This window comes from Burkholderia sp. AU33545, from assembly GCF_020419685.1.
Lineage (GTDB): Bacteria > Pseudomonadota > Gammaproteobacteria > Burkholderiales > Burkholderiaceae > Burkholderia > Burkholderia diffusa.
The window spans coordinates 294,386-314,343 of sequence record NZ_JAIZRQ010000001.1 but is presented as its reverse complement, the minus strand read 5'-3'; the positions used below and the strand labels follow the sequence as shown (position 1 = coordinate 314,343).

Genomic DNA, 19,958 nt, shown 5'->3' with positions numbered 1-19,958 from the left:
GCTCGCCGGACGGCCAGGCGGCGGCTGCCCTGGCGCCCAAAGGAAAACGCCCGCATCGCGCGGGCGTTTTTTGTTTCCGGCGGCCGTCGCGACGGCCGCCCCGGTCAGGCCGTGCGCAGGAACAACCGTCGCGTCAGGTCGAACGCGACGAGGTTGCCGGCCACCACGAGCAACAGCCCGACCACCGCGAGTGGCGACCACTGGTAGCCCTCGAAGACCGTCGACACGGCAAGCGCGACGATCGGGAACAGCACCGTGCAGTATGCGGCGCGCTCGGGCCCGATCCGGCCGACGAGGGTCAGGTAAGCAGTGAACCCGATCACCGAGCCCGGCACGGCCAGATAGAGGAGCGCGCCGAGATAGCGCGGGCTCGGGTCGATCATGAACGGCAGCCCGGCCATCGCGCTGCCGACCGTCAGGATCGCCGCGCCGATCAGCATCGCCCAGCCGTTGGTCACGAGCGGGTGCAGGCCCATCGACTGCATCCGGCTCGACAGCAGGTTGCCCGCCGAGAAGCACATCGTGCCCGCGAACGCGATCGCGAGGCCCGTCCAGGTCGCGTGATCGTCGAGATGGCCGGCCATCTGCTGCCAGAACAGGCATGCGATGCCGGTCAGCCCGAGCAGCGCGCCGGCGATCGCGGACGGCCGCAGCGGGCGGCCCATGAACAGCCGGCCGTTGATCGAGTTCAGCAGCGGAGCGGTCGAGAAGATCACGGCGACGAGGCCGCTTGGCACGACCTGCTCCGAATAGTAGAAGCACAGGAAATTCAGGCAGAACAGCGCGAAGCCCTGCGCGACGAGGTAGCGCCACGCCTCGCGCGGCGGGCGCACCGGCCGGCGCATCACGCGCAGCAGCGCGAACAGCACGGCGGCCGCGAGCCAGAAGCGCCACGCGATCGACACGGGCGGCGGCACGGCGCCGAGCTGCCATTTGATCGCGATCCAGGTGGTGCCCCAGATCAGCACGGTAACGAAATAGAGCGACAGGTTCATGGCGGCAACGAAGCGGAACGAGTGAAGCGGACTCCGACTGTGCCGCCACCCTGCCCGCGCGGATTGTCCGGAATTGCGGTCTTTTTCGGGTGGCCGCACGGCGCGCTTCGCGCGCGCTTATACTCGCCCCATCATGAGTTCGCCCCTGTACGCCCCGCCCATCGACCACGCGGCTGCCCTTGCCGGCGGTGCGATGCCGTTCGGCCTGCAGTCGGTGTGCCGCACGCTCGCCGAGGCGAACGCGACGCTCGAGCGCTTCACGTGGCTCGGCGACCATCTCGCGATCGCCGAATGGACGCGCATCACCGACGAAAGCGAAACGATCTACGAACAGCCCGGCCACCACACGCTGTCGTGCTATCTGGACGGCGGCTACCGGACGGAGCGCGAACGCGTGCCGCGCTACGGCGCGCCGAGCCTGCTGTGCGCGCTGCCGGGCGACCATGAGTCGCGCTGGTGGGTGCGCGGCGAGATGCACTTCATCCACCTTTACTTCCTGCCCGAGCACTTCACGCAGCGCGCGATCCGCGAGCTCGATCGCGAGCCGCGCGAGCTGAAGCTCGCCGACCGCACCTATTTCGAGGATGCACGCGTCGCGGCGCAGTTCCGTTCGCTTGCGCTCGAACGCTGGGACGATGCCGACGGACGGCTGCGCGTCAACGAAGCCGCGCACGACGTGCTGAGCCTGCTGCTGCGCGGCCAGAGCACGACGCGCACCGATCTGCCGTTCCGCGGCGGACTCGCGCCGGCCGTGCGCCGCCGCGTGCGCGACTACATCGACAGCTACCTGTCCCAGCCGCTGACGCTCGGCGAGCTGGCGAACGTCGCGGCGCTGTCCGAATACCATTTCTCGCGGATGTTCAGGCTGTCGTTCGGGCGCGCGCCGCACGCATGGGTGGCCGAGCAGCGGCTCGCGCGGGCGCGCCTGCTGCTGCGCACGACGGCGCTACCGCTCGCGCAGGTCGCGGCCGAATGCGGCTACGCGAACGCCGGCCACTTCAGCCACCGCTTTCGCGACGCGCACGGCACGACGCCGAACGCGTACCGGCGCGCGATGCAGGGCGGCTGAACGCCGCACCCCGGCTGTCGACGAGGCGGTTTCGTGCAGCGCACCCGCCTCGCGTCTCCCCGCTCACGTACCGCGCCGCGACAGTTCCTGCTCGAGCGCAGCCACGCCGGCCGGCAGGTCGACCGGCACCTTCAGGTCGACCATCGTGCGGCCGAACGCGTGCAGCGTGCGGAACAGGTTGTGTTCGCGACACTGTTCGCCCATTTGCCCGATCCGCACGATCGGCAGCCCGAACGAGCCCGAAATCTCGACCTGGTAATGCTTCGAGATATGGCCGCACACCATCCCGGGCGTGAGCCCTTCGGGTGTCTCGATCCCGACCACCGAGTTGAGCCGGCAGTCCTTCGGCGCATAGAGCGCGAGCCCCATCGCCTCGACGCCCGCCTGCAGCGCGAGCGAGCAGCGCAGGTGGCGCGCGAAGCGACTTTCGAGCGTCTCCGCGCAGACGAGCCGCAGCGCCTCGTGCAGCGCGAGCACGCCCGACACCGGCGCCGTGTAGTGATAGCCCGCGTTGTGCCAGAAGTTCTCCGCGAGCGCCATGTCGAGGCACCAGTGTGCGTTCGGTTCCGGACGATGCTTCATGCGCTCCCACGCGGCGTCGGAGAATGCGATCAGCGACACACCGGGGATCGACGACAGGCCCTTCTGGCCCCCCGTGATCACCGCGTCGATGCCCCACGCGTCCATCTCGAGCGGCATCGTCGACAGCGTGCACACCGCGTCGACCACGACCAGCGCACCGGCCGCCTTCGCGAGCGCCGCGATGTCGCGCAGATCGCGATTCCACACGGTGTTCGACGTCTCGCCCTGCACGATCGTGACGATCTCGGGCCGCTCCCGCGCGATCGCGTCCGCGATTTCGTCGAGGCTCGCGACCGAGCGGTCGGCCACCTCGAGCGTGGCGACGTCGGCGCCGACGCGCGTGGCCATCTCGGCCATCCGCGCGCTGAAGAACCCGTTGCGGATCGACAGCACGCGCGTACCGCGCCACGCGAGGTTCGAAATCGCCATCTCCATCGCGGCCGAGCCGGGGCCGGCAACGCCGAGCACCCACTTCGTGCGGGTCTGGAACACGTAGCGCGCCATCTCCTTCACCTGCTCGATGATCTTCGCCATCGTCGCGCCGAGGTGGTTGATCACGATCGTGTTCGCCTTCGCGACGGCAGCCGGGATCGGGACCGGGCCGGCCCCCATCATCAGCAGCGGTTCTTCGGGCAGGATCGCGTCGAGCGGCACGACGACGGGACAGGGAATCGGCGAGTAATCGATGGACATGGCAGGCAAGGGAGGTAGGAAGAAAACGCTCGGACGTCGTTCGCCGCACGGCACGGCCAACTGGTCGATCATTCCGCGTTCCGCGCTCGCGCGCAAGAGGCACGCGCGGCCGGACAGCGTGACGCTGGCCCGGTCGACGGACCGGGCCAGCCAGCCGGGCCTGCGTCGCACGACCGGGTTGCGCAATCCCGCAGCATTGCCGTGCGCATGCGAAACGGTTCCATCCGCGGTTCGATGTCCGCGATTTTCTCGCGCAGTATTGCGACGCGCTCCGGATGCCCGCGTTCTGCACGATACATGCATCAACCGGAATACCGGCCATCACGATGAAAATCGTGCAGGGTGGAATCGGCCCACGAAAACCAGACCCGGGCAAAAAACATCCATTATCGCGGCATCAATTGGTGAGCGATTTCACCCATTACCGCACCCCGCCACACACGATCACGCACAATACATTGATTTACATGACAAATATTCAAACCGCCGGCAGTTTCACTCAATACACTTCCGGCTATCCCCCGCATACACACACGCCACTTCCCCGCTAAATCGATACCCGCGATTTCGATTTTACGCAACCCGCCCTTTTTCTCAGGTTGACGGATATCGGTTCTGTAATGAACAATCGTCTGCAGAATCGAAATCCGATTTTTCGATATGGGCCAGAACCTGGTGTCACGCGACGCTTTTCCAGGTCGCGCAACGAAAAATCACAACCAAAATCAATCAACCGGGCCAGAAATTCGCGAGCCATGAACCAGATTCAGACCATGCGTGTGTTCGTCTGCGTCGCCGAACAGCAGAGCTTCCGGCGCGCGGCGCACCATCTAGGCGTATCCAATGCGCTCGTCACGCGCTCGATCGCGATGCTCGAGTCTCACCTGAACACGCGGTTGATCCACCGCACCACGCGCAACCTGTCGCTGACCGAGGCCGGCCTGCGCTACCTCGACGGCTGCCGTGCGCTGCTCGAGGAATTCGATCATCTCGAGGCGTCCGTCGCGCACGCCGTGCGCGAGCCGGCCGGCACGCTGCGCGTTGTCGCGTCGGGCCTGCTGTCGCCGCTTGCGCTCACCCCGCTCGTCAGCAGTTTCCGGCACCGCTACCCGGAACTGCGCGTGCAGCTTACCGTCGCCGAAGGGCCGCTCGACGTGCTCGAATCCGGCTACGACGTCGGCATCGCGACGGGCAACCGGCTCGACGGCAACCCGACCCTGATCGGCCACGCACTCGCACCGAACCCGTTCGTCGCCTGCGCGGCGCCCGCGTATCTCGAACGGCGCGGCGAGCCGCGCGCACCCGACGACCTGCCGGGCCACGACTGGGTCGCGCTCGCGCCGCACCAGCATGCGCCCGCGTGGCGGCTGGTCGGCCACGACGGCGTCACGCATTCGATCACGGTGCGCCCGACCTGCACGGTCAACCAGCTGGCGCTCGTGCAGGCGGCGGCCGTCGCCGGGTCCGGCATCGCGGTGCTGCCCGAGGCGAGCATCGTCGACGCGCTCGCCACCGGCACGCTCGTGCGGCTACTGCCCGCCTACCGGATCGACGACACGGACACGCAGCTGTCCCTCGTCTACCCGAACCGCCAGTACGTGCCGGCCCGCACGCGAAGCTTCGTCGAGCACGCGCTCGAGCATTTCGGCGCACAGGCGGCCCGCGAGCGGACCGGCTACGGCTTCCTGCGCACGCCCGATCGCACCGACATCGCCACCGGCCGGCAGACGGGCCTGCAGTAAACTGCACGCGACAGCCATCGGAGGTGCAGCGTGCGTGTAATCCTGTTCAGCAGCCGGCAGTACGACGACGAATCGTTTACCGCCGCCAACCGGCAATTCGGCTATCGGCTGCACTTCCAGCCGTCGCACCTCGACGCGGAGACCGCGATCCTCGCGCACGGCTTCGAGGTCGTCTGTCCGTTCGTCAACGACACCGTCGACGCGGCCGTGCTCCAACGGCTCGCTGACGGCGGCACGCGCCTGATCGCGCTGCGCTCGGCGGGTTTCAACCACGTCGACCTGGCGGCAGCCGAGCGGCTCGGCATCGCCGTCGTGCGCGTGCCGGCGTATTCGCCGCATGCGGTTGCCGAACACGCGGTCGCACTGATCCTTGCACTCAACCGCCGGCTGCCGCGCGCGGTCGCACGCACGCGCGAAGGCGACTTCTCGCTGAACGGCCTGCTCGGCTTCGACCTGCACGGCAAGACCGTCGGCGTGATTGGCACCGGCCTGATCGGCAGTGTGTTCGCGAAGATCATGATGGGCTTCGGGATGCACGTGCTCGCGCACTCGATGCCGCCGTACGACGACGAATTGATCGCGTTCGGCGCGCGCTACGTCGCACTCGACGAGCTGCTGCACCATTCGGACATCGTCAGCCTGCACTGCCCCCTGCTGCCGTCGACGCACCATCTGATCAACGCGCAGACGCTCGCGCGGATGAAGCACGGCGCGATGCTGATCAATACCGGCCGCGGCGGCCTCGTCGACGCGCAGGCGCTGGTCGACGCGCTCAAGAGCGGCCAGCTCGGCCATCTCGGGCTCGACGTGTACGAGGAGGAGAGCGGTCTGTTCTTCGAGGATCACTCCGACCTGCCGCTGCAGGACGACGTCCTCGCGCGCCTGCTGACGTTCCCGAACGTGATCGTCACGTCGCACCAGGCGTTCTTCACGCGCGAGGCGCTCGCCGAGATCGCGCACACGACGCTGCTGAACATCGAGGCGTGGCACGCCGGCACGCCGACCAACGTCGTCACGACGGGGCGCTGATCCACGGCGCTCGGCGCACGTGATCCGTCAACGATTCATCATTTTGTTTTGACTGATGTAACGCCGCCCGTCCGGCGTCTGCTATCGTTGCGCCGACTTCCCCCTTGCTTCTGCCGCTCATGCGTTTCGACGACTCCGCCATTGCCGCGGTCTACCGCGCGATCTTCGAACGGCGCGACATGCGCCACTTCACGCCGGCGCCCGTCGATCCGGCCACGCTCGCGCGGCTGCTGCGCGCCGCGCACCACGCGCCGAGCGTCGGCTTCATGCAGCCATGGCGCTTCATCCGCATCACCGATCCCGCGCTGCGCACCGCGATCCACGCGCTGGTCGAGGCCGAGCGCCGCGCGACCGCCGACGCACTCGGCGAGCGGCAGGACGAATTCATGCGGCTGAAGGTCGAAGGGGTGCGCGAATGCGGCGAGCTGCTGGTCGTCGCGCTGACCGACGATCGCGAGCGCCACGTGTTCGGCCGCCGCACGCTGCCGGAGATGGACCTCGCGTCCGCCGCCTGCGCGATTCAGAACATGTGGCTCGCCGCGCGCGCGGAAGGGCTCGGGATGGGCTGGGTGTCACTGTTCGACGTCGACGCGCTGCGCACGCTGCTCGGCATGCCGGCCGGCGCGAAGCCGATCGCCGTGCTGTGCGTCGGGCATGTCGATGCGTTCTACGCGAAGCCGATGCTCGAGGAGGAGCGCTGGGCCGCGCGGATGCCGATCGAGGCATGCCTGTTCGAAAACGGCTGGGACGCACCGGTGATGCAGGCCGCCGACTGCACGGCAAACGCCGGCGCGACAGCCGGATCGTCGCCATCGCCGTCGCCCGCAGTTGCCGAACCGGACGACCGCTCAGACTCGGCACCCGCCGGCGCCCTGCCCGAACGCTGACCGAACCCACGGCGCGCGCAAGGCGCCGCTCCACCGCCGTCGCTCCGACCCGAATTTCGCCGCGCCGCCGCTGGCCCCGCCCAATCCCACACTGTGACGCACCCCAGCCGTTACCGCGTCGCGCGCCGGCAACATCCGTTTTGGCCCCGAGCATAGGGGTTTTCACTGAAGTAGAATCGCGGCTGATGCCTCTCCGCCCCGCCCGCCCCGCGCATCCCGCGCCGACCTCGGGCCGCGGCCTTTCCGTAGCCCACCGCGATGCCGTTACCTCTCTTCGCCCTTGCCGTTGCCGCATTTGGAATCGGTACCACCGAGTTCGTGATCATGGGGCTGCTGCCCAACGTCGCCCGCGACCTCGGCGTGTCGATCCCGGCCGCCGGCATGCTCGTGTCGGGCTACGCGCTCGGCGTGACGATCGGCGCGCCGATCCTCGCGATCGTCACCGCGAAGATGCCGCGCAAGCGCGCGTTGATGGGCCTGATCGGGCTGTTCATCGCGGGCAACCTGTTCTGCGCGATCGCGCCCGGCTACGTGGTGCTGATGGCCGCGCGCGTCGTCACCGCGTTCTGCCATGGCGCGTTCTTCGGGATCGGTTCGGTGGTCGCGAGCAACCTGGTCGCGCCGAACCGGCGCGCGCAGGCGATCGCGCTGATGTTCACCGGCCTCACGCTCGCGAACGTGCTCGGCGTGCCGCTCGGCACCGCGCTCGGCCAGGCGTTCGGCTGGCGCGCGACGTTCTGGGCCGTCACCGGCATCGGCATCGCCGCGGCCGCCGCGCTCGCGGTCTGCCTGCCGAAGAACCTCGCGATGCCCGACACCAGCATCACGCGGGAATTCAGCGTGCTGAAGCACCCGCAGGTGCTGATGGTGCTCGGCATCAGCGTGCTTGCTTCCGCGAGCCTGTTCAGCGTGTTCACGTACATCACGCCGATCCTCGAGGACGTGACGGGCTTCTCGCCGCGTCAGGTCACCTATGTACTGCTGCTGTTCGGCCTCGGCCTGACGGTCGGCGGTACGCTCGGCGGCAGGCTCGCCGACTGGCGCCGGATGCCGTCGCTGATCGCGACGCTCGCGCTGATCGGCATCGTCCTCGCGCTGTTCGCGGGCACGATGCATTTGCCGTTCGCCGCGCTCGCGACGATCTTCGTGTGGGGCATCCTCGCGTTCGCGATCGTGCCGCCGCTGCAGATCCTGATCGTCGATCGCGCGAGCGACGCGCCGAACCTCGCGTCGACGCTGAACCAGGGCGCGTTCAACTTCGGCAACGCGACGGGCGCCTGGCTCGGCGGCATGGCGATCGGCTCCGGCGTGTCGCTCGTGAACCTGCCGTGGGTCGGCGTCGCGATGGCGGTCGCGGCACTGGCGCTCACGCTGTGGTCGGCGTCGCTCGAACGCCGCCCGGTGGCCGTGCCGACCGAGTACGTGTAACGCAACCCTGCTGCAATCGTTGCGCGCACAACTCCACGCGAACCTGATGGCCTTCATGGACCTTTCAGGGTCCGCGGTGTAGCATCGCGCCCGATGAAAGCCATTCTCAACCGTGATTTCCTTGCGCTGATCCTGAGCGTCGCGGTCGTCGGTCTCGGCACCGGCGCCACACTGCCGCTCACTGCGCTCGCGCTGACCGAGGCCGGACACGGCACCAACGTCGTCGGCATGTTGACGGCCGCGCAGGCCCTGGGGGGCCTCGCGATCGTCCCGTTCGTCACCGTGCTCGCGCGACACATCGGCTCGCGCCGCGCGATCGTCGTGTCGGTCGTACTGCTTGCTGCAGCCACCGCGCTGATGCAGTTCACGTCGAACCTGATCGTATGGGGCGTGCTGCGCGTGCTGTGCGGCGCGGCGCTGATGCTGCTGTTCACGATCGGCGAGGCGTGGGTCAACCAGCTCGCCGACGATTCGACGCGCGGCCGCGTGGTCGCGATCTACGCGACGAATTTCACGCTGTTCCAGATGGCGGGCCCCGTGCTCGTCAGCCAGATCGCCGGCGCGACGAGCATCCGCTTCGCGCTGTGCGGCGCACTGTTCCTGCTCGCACTGCCGACGCTCGCGACGATCCGGCGCGCGCCGCTCGCCGGCGACGACGCGCATCACGCAGCGCACGACAGCTGGCTCGCCGTGCTGCCGCGCATGCCCGCGCTGATCATCGGCACCGGCTTCTTCGCGCTGTTCGATACGCTCGCGCTGTCGCTGCTGCCGCTCTATGCGATGGATCACGGCGTCGCGAGCGCGACCGCCGTGCTGCTCGCGTCGATCATGCTGTTCGGCGATACGGCGATGCAGTTCCCGATCGGCTGGCTCGCGGACAAGCTCGGCCGCGAACGCGTGCACCTCGGCGCCGGCTGGATCGTGCTCGCCGGCCTGCCGCTGCTGCCGCTCGTGATCGCCGATCCGTGGCTGTGCTGGCCGCTGCTGTTCGTGCTCGGCGCGGCGGCCGGCAGCATCTACACGCTGTCGCTGGTCGCATGCGGCGAACGCTTCCGCGGCGCGGCGCTCGTCACCGCGAGTTCGCTCGTGTCGGCATCGTGGAGCGCCGCGAGCTTCGGCGGCCCGCTGGTTGCCGGCGCGTTGATGGAGCAACTGGGCAGCAACGCGCTGATCGGCGTGCTGGTCGTCTGCGTCGCCGCGTTCGTCGCGGCCGCGCTGTGGGAACGACGCGCCGCGTTGCAGCGCGCGGTCTGACATTGGCGCGCCCGCCGCAGCGCGCCGCCCGGACGACGACGGCGCGAACACGCGCCGCCGGGCCACGGATTCGCCGGTCACACGCCGAAAACGACGACGGCCCGCGCAATGCGGGCCGTCGTGCTCATGATCGCTACGTTGCGCGTTACGCCTTCGACGCCGGCAGGATCTTGCCGACACACGTGCCGAAGCCGATGCGATAGCCGTCGCCCTGGCACCATCCAGCGAGCGTGAGCTCGTCGCCGTCCTCGATGAACGCGCGGCTGCCGCCGCCGTTCAGCGCGAGCGGCTCCTTGCCGTTCCACGTCAGTTCGAGCAGGCTGCCGAACGAATCCTTCGTCGGCCCGCTGATCGTGCCCGATCCCATCAGGTCGCCGACGCGCGTGTTGCAGCCCGCGACCGTGTGATGCGCGAGCTGCTGCGCCATCGTCCAGTACATGTGCTTGAAGTTGGTGCGGCAGATCGACGTCGCTTCGGCGGCACCCTCCGCGCGCAGCGTCACTTCGAGCGCGATGTCGAACGCATGCTTGCCCGCGTGCCGCAGATACGCGAGCGGCTGCGGCGACTGTTCGGGCTGCTCGACGCGAAACGGTTCGAGCGCGTCGAGCGTGACGATCCACGGCGAGATCGTCGTCGCGAAAGTCTTCGCGTTGAACGGGCCGAGCGGCACGTATTCCCACTGCTGGATATCGCGCGCGCTCCAGTCGTTCAGCAGCACCATCCCGAAGATATGTGCTTCGGCATCCTCACACGCGATCGGCTCGCCGAGCGCGTTGCCGCGGCCGACGATGAAGCCCGTTTCCAGTTCGATGTCGAGCTTGCGGCATGCGCCGAACACCGGACGCTCCTGGTCGGGCAGCTTCAATTGGCCGTTCGGGCGTCGCACCGGCGTGCCGCTCACGACCACCGACGACGCTCGGCCGTTGTAGCCGATCGGCATCTCCGACCAGTTCGGCAGCAGCGCATTCTTCGGATCGCGGAACATCGAACCGACGTTGGTCGCATGCTCCTTCGACGAATAGAAATCGGTGTAGCCGGGAATGTCGACCGGCAGGTGAAGCGTCGCGTCGCGCTGCGCGACGAGCACCTGCGCGCGCAGCGCCGCATCGTCACGCAGCCGCGCGTTCTCGCGCGAGAACAGGTCCGACAGTTGCACGCGCACGCTGCGCCATGCGTCGCGGCCGAGCGCGATGAATGCGTTGAGCGTCGGTGCGGCGAACGCCTCGGCACCGGCGGGCAGCGTCACGAGGCCCGCACGCGCGAGCGCGGCGAGGTCGACGACCTGGTCGCCGAGCGCGACGCCCGCGCGGCGCGCCGGTTGCTTCGCATCGCTGAAGATCCCGAACGGCAGGTTCTGGATCGGGAAATCGCAGGCGGGATCGTTCGCCGTCTCGACCCAGCTCTTGCGGGCCGGGTCGAGCGTCGCGCGCCAGTCTCGGGTATCGCTCATCGTTGCTCCGGATTGAAGTGTTTCTTGATGCCTTGCCAGCATTCGAAGTAGTCGGCCTGCAGCTGCGCGGTGTCGAGCGCGTAGCGCGTCGGCCGGATCAGCGTGCGGGTTTCGAACATGAACGCCATCGTCGCGTCGACCTTGTGCGGCTTCGTCGTGTCGCTCGCCGATGCCTTCTCGAACGTGTCCGCATCCGGCCCGTGGCCCGACATGCAGTTGTGCAGGCTCGCGCCACCCGGCACGAAGCCTTCGGCCTTCGCGTCGTACGCGCCGTGCACGAGCCCCATGAACTCGCTCGCGACGTTGCGGTGGAACCAGGGCGGGCGGAACGTATCCTCGGCCGCGAGCCAGCGCGGCGGGAAGATCACGAAATCGATCGAGTCGACGCCGGGCGTGTCACTCGGCGACTGCAGCACGAGGAAGATCGACGGATCGGGATGGTCGAAGCTGATCGAGCCGATCGTGTTGAACAGACGCAGGTCGTATTTGTACGGCGCGTAGTTGCCGTGCCACGCAACGACGTCGAACGGCGAATGTCCGATATCCGCGCGCCACAGGCGCCCGTTCAGCTTCGCGACCAGCTCGAATGCGCCCTCGCGATCCTCGTACGCGGCCTGCGGCGTGAGGAAATCGCGCGGGTTCGCGAGCCCGTTCGAGCCGATGGGGCCGAGGTCCGGCAGGCGCAGCAGCGCGCCGAAGTTCTCGCAGATGTAACCGCGCGCATCGCCGTCCGGCAGCGCGACGGAAAACCGCACGCCGCGCGGGATCACCGCGATCTCGAACGGCTCGACGTCGAGCTGGCCGAACTCGGTCGCGATGAAGAGCCGCCCCTGCTGCGGCACGATCAGCAGTTCGCCGTCGGCGCTGTAGAAGAAGCGGTCCTGCATCGAGCGGTTCGCGGCGTACAGGTGGATCGCGCAGCCGTTCATTGCGGCCGCCGAGCCGTTGCCGGCCATCGTCACGAGCCCTTCGACGAAATCGGTCGGTTCGACCGGCATCGGCAGCGGATCCCAGCGCAGCTGGTTCGGCGGCGTCGGCGGCACGTCGGCCGAGTCGCCGAATTCCGACACGAGCCGCTGCGTGCCCGTGAACGGCTCGAACGGCCGGTGCACGGCCGCGGGCCGGATCCGGTACAGCCACGAGCGGCGGTTGTGGCTGCGTGGCGCGGTAAACGCGGTGCCCGACAGTTGCTCCGCATACAGCCCGTACGGCGCGCGCTGCGGCGAGTTGCGGCCATGCGGCAGCGCGCCGGGCAGTGCCTCGGTCGCGAATTCGTTCGCGAAACCGCTCAGGTAGCCGGCGTTCGCCGGTTTCGACAGGTCAAGCGTCATCGTTTCCTTTCTCCATCAATTCATGGCGGCGTTCGGCGCCTGCGCACCGCTGCGCCGCGTTACGCCGGCCAGTCCCAGCACGAACAGCGCCGAGCACAACACGGGCACCGCGGCTGCATGGAACAGCGCGCCGTTGGTCCAGTTGAGCGCAATCAGTTGTCCGCCGACGAGCGGCCCGAGCACCGAGCCGATCCGGCCGATGCCGAGGCTCCAGCCGATGCCGGTCGAGCGCAGCGACGTCGGGTAATACTGGCCCGCGAGCGCATTCACGGCTGGCTGCCCGCCGACCACGCAGAATCCGCCCGCGAACACGACAATCAGCAGCCACGGCAGCGCATGGGCGACCGAGCCGATCAGTCCGACCGAGACGGCCGCGCACGCGAAGCACGCGAACAGCACGCGCACGAAGCCGTAGCGTTCGATGAACCAGCCGAGCGACAGCGTGCCGATCACGCCGCCCGTCTGCAGCACCGTGCCGACGATCACCGCCGTGCCCGGCGAATAGCCCGCGTCGCGCATCACGGTCGGCAGCCAGTTCGACAGGAAGTACAGGTCGATCAGGTTCATGAAGCTGATGGCCCACAGCAGCAGCGTGACCGGCAGGCGCCCATGGCGGAACAGCTCGGCGACCGGCGCGCCGCTCGCCGCGCGCTCGCGCACGACGAGGCGCGTGCTCGCGTCGATGCCGGCCTGCGGCGCGAAGCGCGCGAGCCAGGCGCGGGCCTGCGCGTCGCGCCCTTTCAGCACCAGGAACTGCAGCGACTCGGGCAGCCGCGCGAGCATCGCGAGCGTGAGCACGAGCGGCACCGCGCCGCCGACGAAGAACACCGAGCGCCAGCCGAGCGCCGGAATCAGCGCGGCGCTGATGAAGCCGCCGATCGCGGCGCCGAGCGTGAAGCCGCACGACACGATCATCATCCGCTTCACGCGATGCGCGGCCGGGCTGAATTCGCCGACCAGCGCCATCGCGTTCGGCATGATGCAGCCGAGGCCGAGGCCCGTGACGAAGCGCAGCGCCATCAGCACGGGAATCGAGCTTGCGAACGGCGTCGCGAGCATCGTCACCGCGAAGAACAGCGTCGAGCCGATCAGCACCGGGCGCCGCCCGATCCGGTCGGCCAGCACCGACAGCCCGAGCGCGCCGAGCAGCATCCCGAACAGGCTCGCGCTGAACACCGGGCCGAGCGCCTGCTTCGGCACGCCCCATTCGGCGATCACGCTCGGCGCGACGTAGCCCATCGCCTGCGCATCGAAGCCATCGATCACGAGACACAGCCCGCACAACGCGAGCAGCATCCAGTGAAAGCCGGGGCGATGGGTCTCGTCGATCACGCGCTCGACTTCGAGCACGCGCGCGTCGGCCGGCGCCGCGCTCATTGCGCCACCTCGGCGGCCGGATGCACGGGCGGTGTCACGCCCTGGCGCGCGAGCGCCATCGCTTCGCGCAGCACGTCGGCATCACCGATCTGGTTCGCGAGCAGCAGGATCAGCTTCGCGTTGACGAGCTGGCTGTCGGCGTCGGACAGATCGCGATGCATGTCGATCAACGCTTCGTAGAACGCGTCCGGATCGGCCAGGCGCGGGCGGGTATCGAGTCGGTGCATGACGGGTGTCTCCGGTATCGTTGTCGTGTTCAATGCGGTGTTCCGCGCGCGCAGGTCGCGCGCGCCAGCGCGTCGGCGATCGCCTGGCGCTCGAGCGAGCGCATCCGCGCGCAGACGTGCTGGTCGGGGCGCAGCAGGTAGAACGTGCCGGGCTTCGCGTCGTAGCGTTGCGCGGCGAAACCGTCGACGTCCTCCACGACGTCGACGCCAGCCACCGGTTGCGCGTGTCCGGCCGGCACGATCAGCACCGGCCGCACCGGCAGCGCCAGGCCGTCGAGTGCCTGCGCGAGCGCGGCGGCGTCGCCCGGCAGGCCGAACAGCATGCCCGCGAAGCCGTCGCCCAGGTGCCGCAGCAGCCAGCCCGACGCGCCGTGCGCGCGCACCGGCGCATCGGCCGCCGCCGCGCCCGGCCGCATCGCGCACGCGAACGCGTCACCGTTGCGGTCCGGCGTATTCAGCGGCGAATCGGCCAGCACGGCCGGCACTGACAGGCGGCCGCTGTTCACGAGCTTGCGCGCGAACTCGCAGTCACGCGCGAGCTTCAGCGTCGCGTCGCGGAACACGCGCGACACCGCGCTCTTCGGCGTGATGAAGTCGGTCGAGCGCGTCGAGTTGCGGATGTTCTCGTCAGCCGCGAACTCGCGCTCGCTCGCATAGGTGTCGAGCAGGCGGTCGTCCGCGCGGCCGTCGAGCACGAGCTTCAGTTTCCACGCGAGGTTGTCCGCGTCCTGCACGCCGCTGTTCGCGCCGCGCGCGCCGAACGGCGACACGCCGTGCGCGGAATCGCCCGCGAACAGCACGCGGCCGTGCCGGAACGTATCCATCCGCTGGCAGCGGAACGTATAGACGCTCACCCATTCCAGCTCGAACTCGGCGTCCGGCCCGAGCAGCGCGCGCACGCGCGGGATCACGCGCTCCGGCTGCTTCTCGGCGACCGGATCGGCGTCCCAGCCGAGCTGGAAGTCGATGCGCCAGACGTTGTCGGGCTGGCGGTGCAGCAGCACCGACTGGTTGCGGTGGAACGGCGGATCGAACCAGAACCAGCGCTCGGTCGGGAATTCCGCCTTCATCTTCACGTCGGCGATCAGGAAGCGGTCCTTGAATGTGCGGCCGCGGCTCTCGAGGCCCATTGCCGCGCGCATCGGGCTGCGCGAGCCGTCGGCCGCGATCACGTACTGCGCGCGCAGCGTCTCGATGCCTTCCGGCGTCTCGACGGTGAGCGTGGCATGTTCCGCCGATTGCGCGACACCCGTCACCTTGTGCTTCCAGCGGATGTCGATGTTCGGCAGCGCGAACGCGCGCTCGGCCAGATAGCCTTCGACGTAGTACTGCTGCAGGTTGATGAATGCGGGACGCGCATGGCCTTCCTCCGGCAGCAGGTCGAACGCATACAGCTGTTCGTCCTGCAGGAACACCTTGCCGACGTGCCAGCTCACGCCCTTGTCGACGAAACGCTCGCCGCAGCCGAGCCGATCGAAGATCTCGAGCGTGCGCTTAGCGAAGCAGATGGCGCGCGAGCCCGTCGACAGCGTGTCGTCGTCGTCGAGCAGCACGACCGGCACGCCCTGCTGCGCGAGGTCGATCGCGGCCGACAGGCCCACCGGGCCCGCACCGACCACCACCACCGGGTGGATGGCGGCGTCATCGCCGGCGCCGCGCGTCGCGCGCGGCCGGTAGTCGAACTTCAGCGTCTGGTAATCGATGCTCATGGTCGCCATCCGCTCCTCAGCCCTGCCGTCCGCGCGCCGACGCGCGCCGCGTCGTCCCGCTCATGCCCGTTGCCCGCCGCTGCCGCGGCCCGCCCTGTCTCGCCCACTTGCTGTCAACCGCCACGTCTCGCTCCTTGCTTCCTGTTGATTCGATTCGGGAAACGGCGCCGCTCCGGGCGCCCGAACGCCGCTTTTCTTGATCGGCGACAAATCTTTGGATTTACGAATAGTAAAACCAATTACGAATAGTGAAATCAACGTAAACCCTAGCCATCGGCTCGAGGACGGGATAACCATATGAGCGAAACGCCAAGCCGAGCCGGGCGCGCGCTGCTAATATCAAGGCACGAGGCGGCCCTTTCGGCCGCCATTTTTCCTTCCTACGCCGATGATTCCGCCCAACATTCCCGAGCTGATCGTCCGTGCCGGGCAATTGCCGTATCTGCGGGAACACCTCGCGCTCGCCGAGGGCGGCACCGCGTGCGCAATCCTGCCGGAGCGCACGCTCGCGAGCGCCTATGAACCGATCTACGACGTGACGATGCCCGGCGCGCCGCAGTCGACGTCGTTTGCTGACGCGATCGAGCGCTACGGCGACGAACTCGGCTTCCAGGCCGTCACGCTGGTCACGGGCACGCCGCACGACCCGGTCGACTCCGCCGTCGACGACCAGACGCTCGTCGCGATCGACCGGCTGTCGCGCGCGCTGCACGCGATCAACTTCTTCGGCGCGCAACGACACGGGCTGCTGTTCCTGCGCGTGCACGAACGGCTGCTCAAGAGCGTGAAGTACGACCACGGCAAGCATTTCTCGTCGGTGCTGCAGCGCTTCGGGCTGCCGACCGAGCGGATCGTGATCGAGCTGCCGGCGGTCGCGGTCGCGCACAAGACCTTCCTCGGCTACCTGACGCGCAGCTACCAGCATCACGGCTTCAAGGTCGCGGACAAGCTGCCCGACCCGGGCCGGATCCTCGCGGTCGAATCGGAGATGGCGCGGCCCGACTACATCAAGATGGATGCGGGCATCGCGCTGCGCGACGGGATGGTGAAGGCGCTGGTCGCGTATGCGCAGCGCGTGCGGATTCCGCTGATTTTCGACGGCGTCGTCGACGAGACGCAGTGCGAGCTGCTGCGCCAGCACGACGTGCGGTTCATGCAGGGGCCGGTGTTCGCGAAGGTCGTCCCGGCCTGAACGGGCGGATGCCCGGTCCGCGCGGGGCGCGGCACGCCGGATGGCGGAATCCGATGCCCGGATTGCTTCGGGAATCGGGGGCGGCACGCATCGCCGCCCGAAACCGGCCGGTTCCTCTTCCGTTCATACGTGAAAGGTCGAATGCGCTTGCGCGCGGATTCGACGCCGCCACGTCGACGGCCGCAGCCTATGCCGTTCCGCCGTCGTCGAATTTCGGCAGATCGTCGTCGATCTCGATGCCCGGGAGGCGATCCCCGTACCAGACGTGCCACGCGGGACGCAGCCGCGCCGGCTCGTCGAGCGTTGCATAGTTGATTTCCACGGTCGTCGGCGCATCGGCCAGGCGGTACTCCAACTGCGCGCCGCAGCGGCCGCAAAAGCGCCGCTCGCCCCACGCGCTCGACGCATAGACCGTCGGCTCACCCCGCAGGTATTCGAATGCGTCGAGCGGCACCGATGCCGACGCGACGACCGCCGCCCCCGTCGTGCGCTGACAGAGCCGGCAATGGCAAAAGCCTGCGTCGGCCGGAATGCCGGCGATCCGGTAGCGGATCGCCCCGCATGCGCAACCGCCTTCCATGGTTTCCGGGTGGGACATCGCGAACCTCATCATCGTCGGGGAACCGGTGGACGATGATGAGCGCGGTTCGCACGCGGTGCAACCGGCTGCGGCGCCCACTCCGGTGCCCGATCGGCCCGGCGACGCGCCGCTTGCGGCGACCGTTTCAGACCGTCTGCCCGAGCCGCTGCGCGAGCGCCTTCAGCTTCGGTCCGACCTGCGTGCGGAACACGTCCTCGTCCATCGACGACGCAGGCCCGCTGCAGCTCAGGATCAGCCAGCGCCCCTCGCGCGGTTCGCGAAACGGCACGGCCGCCGCGTTCACGTCCATGTGCCACGCGCGGAACGAATAGCAGCATCCGCCCGCGGAGAACTCGGCCACCGCGTCCTGCGCGGCCGCGACGAGCGCATCCGCGTCGGCCGCGCCGCCGGCGGCCCGGTGCAGATCCGCATAGAGCGCGCGGCGCACGTCCTCCGGTTGCACGGCCAGGTACGCGCGCCCCATCGAGCTCGTCAGCATCGACAGCCGCGAGCCGGGCGCAAGCCCGAGCGTCAGCGCGGTTTCGCTGCGGATCGTCTCCAGATAGATCATGTCGAGCCCGTCGCGGCAGCCGAGCGACACGGCCGCACCGATCTCGCGCGCGAGCGCCTGCATGTGCGGCCGGGCGAGATCGAGCGTCCCCGAGCCGGACAGCAGCGCGTAGCCGAGCGACAGCACGCCGGCGTCGAGCGCATACTTTCCGAGCGTCTCGTCATAGCGCAGGTAGCCGAGCACGGTCAGCGTATAGGCGAGCCGGTTCACCGTCGCCTTGGGCAGCCCGGTGCGCTCCGCGAAGTCGCGATTGCCGAGCATCGTCTCGCCGGGCCGGAATGCGCGCAGCAGGTCGAGCCCGCGCGCGAGCGCAACGACGAACTTGCGCTCGTCGATCGTGGTTTCGTCGATGGTTGAAAGCGTCATGTGATGCTACACTGGGTTCGTTTTGCAAAACATTGTTCCGCACAGCGGAACTATAGTCAAGCGAACGTTAGATATCGGGGCAGGCCGCGAAGCGCCAACCCGGGACCGACCGCAAAGCATGGGATCAGGGCAAGCGCTGAAGCGCCCACCCTGGCCAACAGGAGATGAAACGATGAGCGCTGCAACTTTTCATTGGGACGATCCGCTGTTGCTCGACCAGCAACTGACCGAAGACGAGCGGATGGTGCGCGATGCCGCGCACGCGTATGCGCGGGACAAGCTCGCGCCGCGCGTCACCGAGGCGTTCCGCCATGAACGCACCGACGCCGAAATCTTCCGCGAGATGGGTGAGATCGGCCTGCTCGGCCCGACGATTCCGGAAGAGTACGGCGGCCCCGGCCTCAATTACGTGAGTTACGGGCTGATCGCGCGCGAAGTCGAGCGCGTCGACTCCGGCTACCGCTCGATGATGTCCGTTCAGTCGTCGCTCGTGATGGTGCCGATTCACGAATTCGGCTCGGACGCGCAGAAGCAGAAATACTTGCCGAAGCTCGCGACCGGCGAATGGATCGGCTGCTTCGGCCTGACCGAGCCGAACCATGGCTCCGACCCGGGCAGCATGATCACACGCGCGACGAAGGTGCCCGGCGGTTATTCGCTGTCCGGCGCGAAGATGTGGATCACCAACTCGCCGATCGCCGACGTGTTCGTCGTATGGGCGAAACTGGAAGAAAACGGCAAGGACGCGATCCGCGGCTTCATCCTCGAGAAGGGCTGGAAGGGCCTGTCGGCGCCGGCGATCCACGGTAAGGTCGGGCTGCGCGCGTCGATCACCGGCGAGATCGTCCTCGACGAAGTGTTCGTGCCCGAAGAGAACCTGATGCCGAACGTGAGCGGCCTGCGCGGCCCGTTCACGTGCCTGAACTCGGCGCGCTACGGGATTGCCTGGGGCGCGCTCGGCGCGGCCGAGTCGTGCTGGCACACCGCGCGTCAGTATGTGCTCGACCGCAAGCAGTTCGGCCGGCCGCTCGCCGCGAACCAACTGATCCAGAAGAAGCTCGCCGACATGCAGACCGAAATCACGCTCGGCCTGCAAGGCGTGCTGCGTCTCGGCCGGATGAAGGACGAAGGCACGGCGGCCGTCGAAATCACGTCGATCATGAAGCGCAACTCGTGCGGCAAGGCGCTCGACATCGCGAGGCTCGCGCGCGACATGCTCGGCGGCAACGGCATCTCGGACGAATTCGGCGTCGCGCGCCATCTCGTGAACCTCGAAGTGGTGAACACGTACGAAGGCACGCACGACATCCACGCGCTGATCCTCGGCCGTGCGCAGACGGGCATCCAGGCGTTCTTCTGATCGTCCGGATGCGGCGTCGTACGCGGCAGTGCCGCGGCGTACGCGCAAAAAGATACGGCCCGCCCGGCATGACTGCCGGGCGGGCCGTTTTTCATCGGATCCGCGCTTCGGGCCGC

Annotated in this window: 17 protein-coding genes; 8 read left to right on the top strand and 9 right to left on the bottom strand. The window is 68.4% G+C overall.

What is annotated here, in order from left to right; translation table 11 throughout:
- Positions 1–104 precede the first annotated feature (104 nt).
- Positions 105–995, bottom strand: a complete 891-nt coding sequence (locus LGM71_RS01365) for a DMT family transporter (RefSeq protein WP_108064726.1) — start codon at positions 993–995, stop codon at positions 105–107.
- A 133-nt stretch (positions 996–1,128) separates the two neighbouring features.
- Here LGM71_RS01365 and LGM71_RS01360 point away from each other — a divergent pair, with 133 nt between their 5' ends.
- The gene (locus LGM71_RS01360; protein ID WP_226113673.1) at positions 1,129–2,064 is read left to right on the top strand and encodes an AraC family transcriptional regulator; all 936 of its coding nucleotides are present in this window, start codon (positions 1,129–1,131) and stop codon (positions 2,062–2,064) included.
- A 63-nt stretch (positions 2,065–2,127) separates the two neighbouring features.
- Here the strand turns inward: LGM71_RS01360 and LGM71_RS01355 are convergent, their stop codons facing one another.
- The gene (locus LGM71_RS01355) at positions 2,128–3,339 is read right to left on the bottom strand and encodes a pyridoxal-phosphate-dependent aminotransferase family protein (RefSeq protein WP_226113671.1); all 1,212 of its coding nucleotides are present in this window, start codon (positions 3,337–3,339) and stop codon (positions 2,128–2,130) included.
- A 755-nt stretch (positions 3,340–4,094) separates the two neighbouring features.
- Here LGM71_RS01355 and LGM71_RS01350 point away from each other — a divergent pair.
- The 5 genes from LGM71_RS01350 to LGM71_RS01330 all read left to right on the top strand — a co-directional run bounded on the left by LGM71_RS01350 (position 4,095) and on the right by LGM71_RS01330 (position 9,679).
- Positions 4,095–5,081: a LysR family transcriptional regulator gene (locus LGM71_RS01350; protein WP_124629555.1), complete on the top strand. Its 987-nt coding sequence runs from the start codon at positions 4,095–4,097 to the stop codon at positions 5,079–5,081.
- Positions 5,082–5,111: 30 nt separating this feature from the next.
- Complete coding sequence (locus LGM71_RS01345) at positions 5,112–6,110, top strand: 2-hydroxyacid dehydrogenase (RefSeq protein ID WP_226113669.1); 999 nt, start codon at positions 5,112–5,114, stop codon at positions 6,108–6,110.
- Positions 6,111–6,229: 119 nt separating this feature from the next.
- Complete coding sequence (gene bluB, locus LGM71_RS01340) at positions 6,230–6,997, top strand: 5,6-dimethylbenzimidazole synthase (RefSeq protein WP_059604489.1); 768 nt, start codon at positions 6,230–6,232, stop codon at positions 6,995–6,997.
- Positions 6,998–7,255: 258 nt separating this feature from the next.
- Positions 7,256–8,425: an MFS transporter gene (locus LGM71_RS01335; RefSeq protein WP_226113667.1), complete on the top strand. Its 1,170-nt coding sequence runs from the start codon at positions 7,256–7,258 to the stop codon at positions 8,423–8,425.
- A gap of 93 nt (positions 8,426–8,518) precedes the next feature.
- Positions 8,519–9,679: an MFS transporter gene (locus tag LGM71_RS01330; protein ID WP_226113666.1), complete on the top strand. Its 1,161-nt coding sequence runs from the start codon at positions 8,519–8,521 to the stop codon at positions 9,677–9,679.
- A gap of 145 nt (positions 9,680–9,824) precedes the next feature.
- Here LGM71_RS01330 and fahA read toward each other — a convergent pair whose 3' ends face one another.
- The 5 genes from fahA to LGM71_RS01305 are packed head-to-tail and all read right to left on the bottom strand — an operon-like array spanning position 9,825 to position 15,782.
- The gene (gene fahA / locus LGM71_RS01325; protein WP_226113663.1) at positions 9,825–11,129 is read right to left on the bottom strand and encodes a fumarylacetoacetase; all 1,305 of its coding nucleotides are present in this window, start codon (positions 11,127–11,129) and stop codon (positions 9,825–9,827) included.
- Positions 11,126–12,460 (bottom strand): homogentisate 1,2-dioxygenase, encoded by a 1,335-nt coding sequence (gene hmgA, locus LGM71_RS01320; RefSeq protein WP_174907322.1) that lies wholly within the window; start codon positions 12,458–12,460, stop codon positions 11,126–11,128. The genes fahA and hmgA overlap by 4 nt, the downstream gene beginning before the upstream one ends.
- A 15-nt stretch (positions 12,461–12,475) precedes the next feature.
- On the bottom strand, positions 12,476–13,837 hold the full coding sequence (locus LGM71_RS01315; protein ID WP_174907324.1) for an MFS transporter: 1,362 nt from the start codon (positions 13,835–13,837) through the stop codon (positions 12,476–12,478).
- Complete coding sequence (locus tag LGM71_RS01310) at positions 13,834–14,064, bottom strand: DUF2783 domain-containing protein (protein WP_226113661.1); 231 nt, start codon at positions 14,062–14,064, stop codon at positions 13,834–13,836. The genes LGM71_RS01315 and LGM71_RS01310 overlap by 4 nt, the downstream gene beginning before the upstream one ends.
- A gap of 29 nt (positions 14,065–14,093) precedes the next feature.
- Positions 14,094–15,782: an FAD-dependent oxidoreductase gene (locus LGM71_RS01305; protein ID WP_174919983.1), complete on the bottom strand. Its 1,689-nt coding sequence runs from the start codon at positions 15,780–15,782 to the stop codon at positions 14,094–14,096.
- A gap of 379 nt (positions 15,783–16,161) precedes the next feature.
- On the opposite strand from LGM71_RS01305, the gene LGM71_RS01300 reads away from it, so the two are divergent.
- Positions 16,162–16,965 carry an EAL domain-containing protein gene (locus LGM71_RS01300; RefSeq protein WP_124629547.1) on the top strand — a complete coding sequence of 268 codons (804 nt, stop codon included), beginning with the start codon at positions 16,162–16,164 and terminating at the stop codon, positions 16,963–16,965.
- Positions 16,966–17,152: 187 nt separating this feature from the next.
- Here LGM71_RS01300 and LGM71_RS01295 read toward each other — a convergent pair whose 3' ends face one another.
- Both LGM71_RS01295 and LGM71_RS01290 read right to left on the bottom strand, forming a co-directional pair.
- Entirely contained in the window at positions 17,153–17,563 is a 411-nt protein-coding gene (locus tag LGM71_RS01295; protein ID WP_226113659.1) for a GFA family protein, read from the bottom strand.
- 127 nt (positions 17,564–17,690) lie between these two features.
- The gene (locus tag LGM71_RS01290) at positions 17,691–18,482 is read right to left on the bottom strand and encodes an IclR family transcriptional regulator (protein WP_044844103.1); all 792 of its coding nucleotides are present in this window, start codon (positions 18,480–18,482) and stop codon (positions 17,691–17,693) included.
- Between the two features lie 172 nt (positions 18,483–18,654).
- Here LGM71_RS01290 and LGM71_RS01285 point away from each other — a divergent pair, with 172 nt between their 5' ends.
- Entirely contained in the window at positions 18,655–19,842 is a 1,188-nt protein-coding gene (locus tag LGM71_RS01285; protein ID WP_226113657.1) for an acyl-CoA dehydrogenase, read from the top strand.
- The last annotated feature ends 116 nt before the right edge of the window (positions 19,843–19,958 follow it).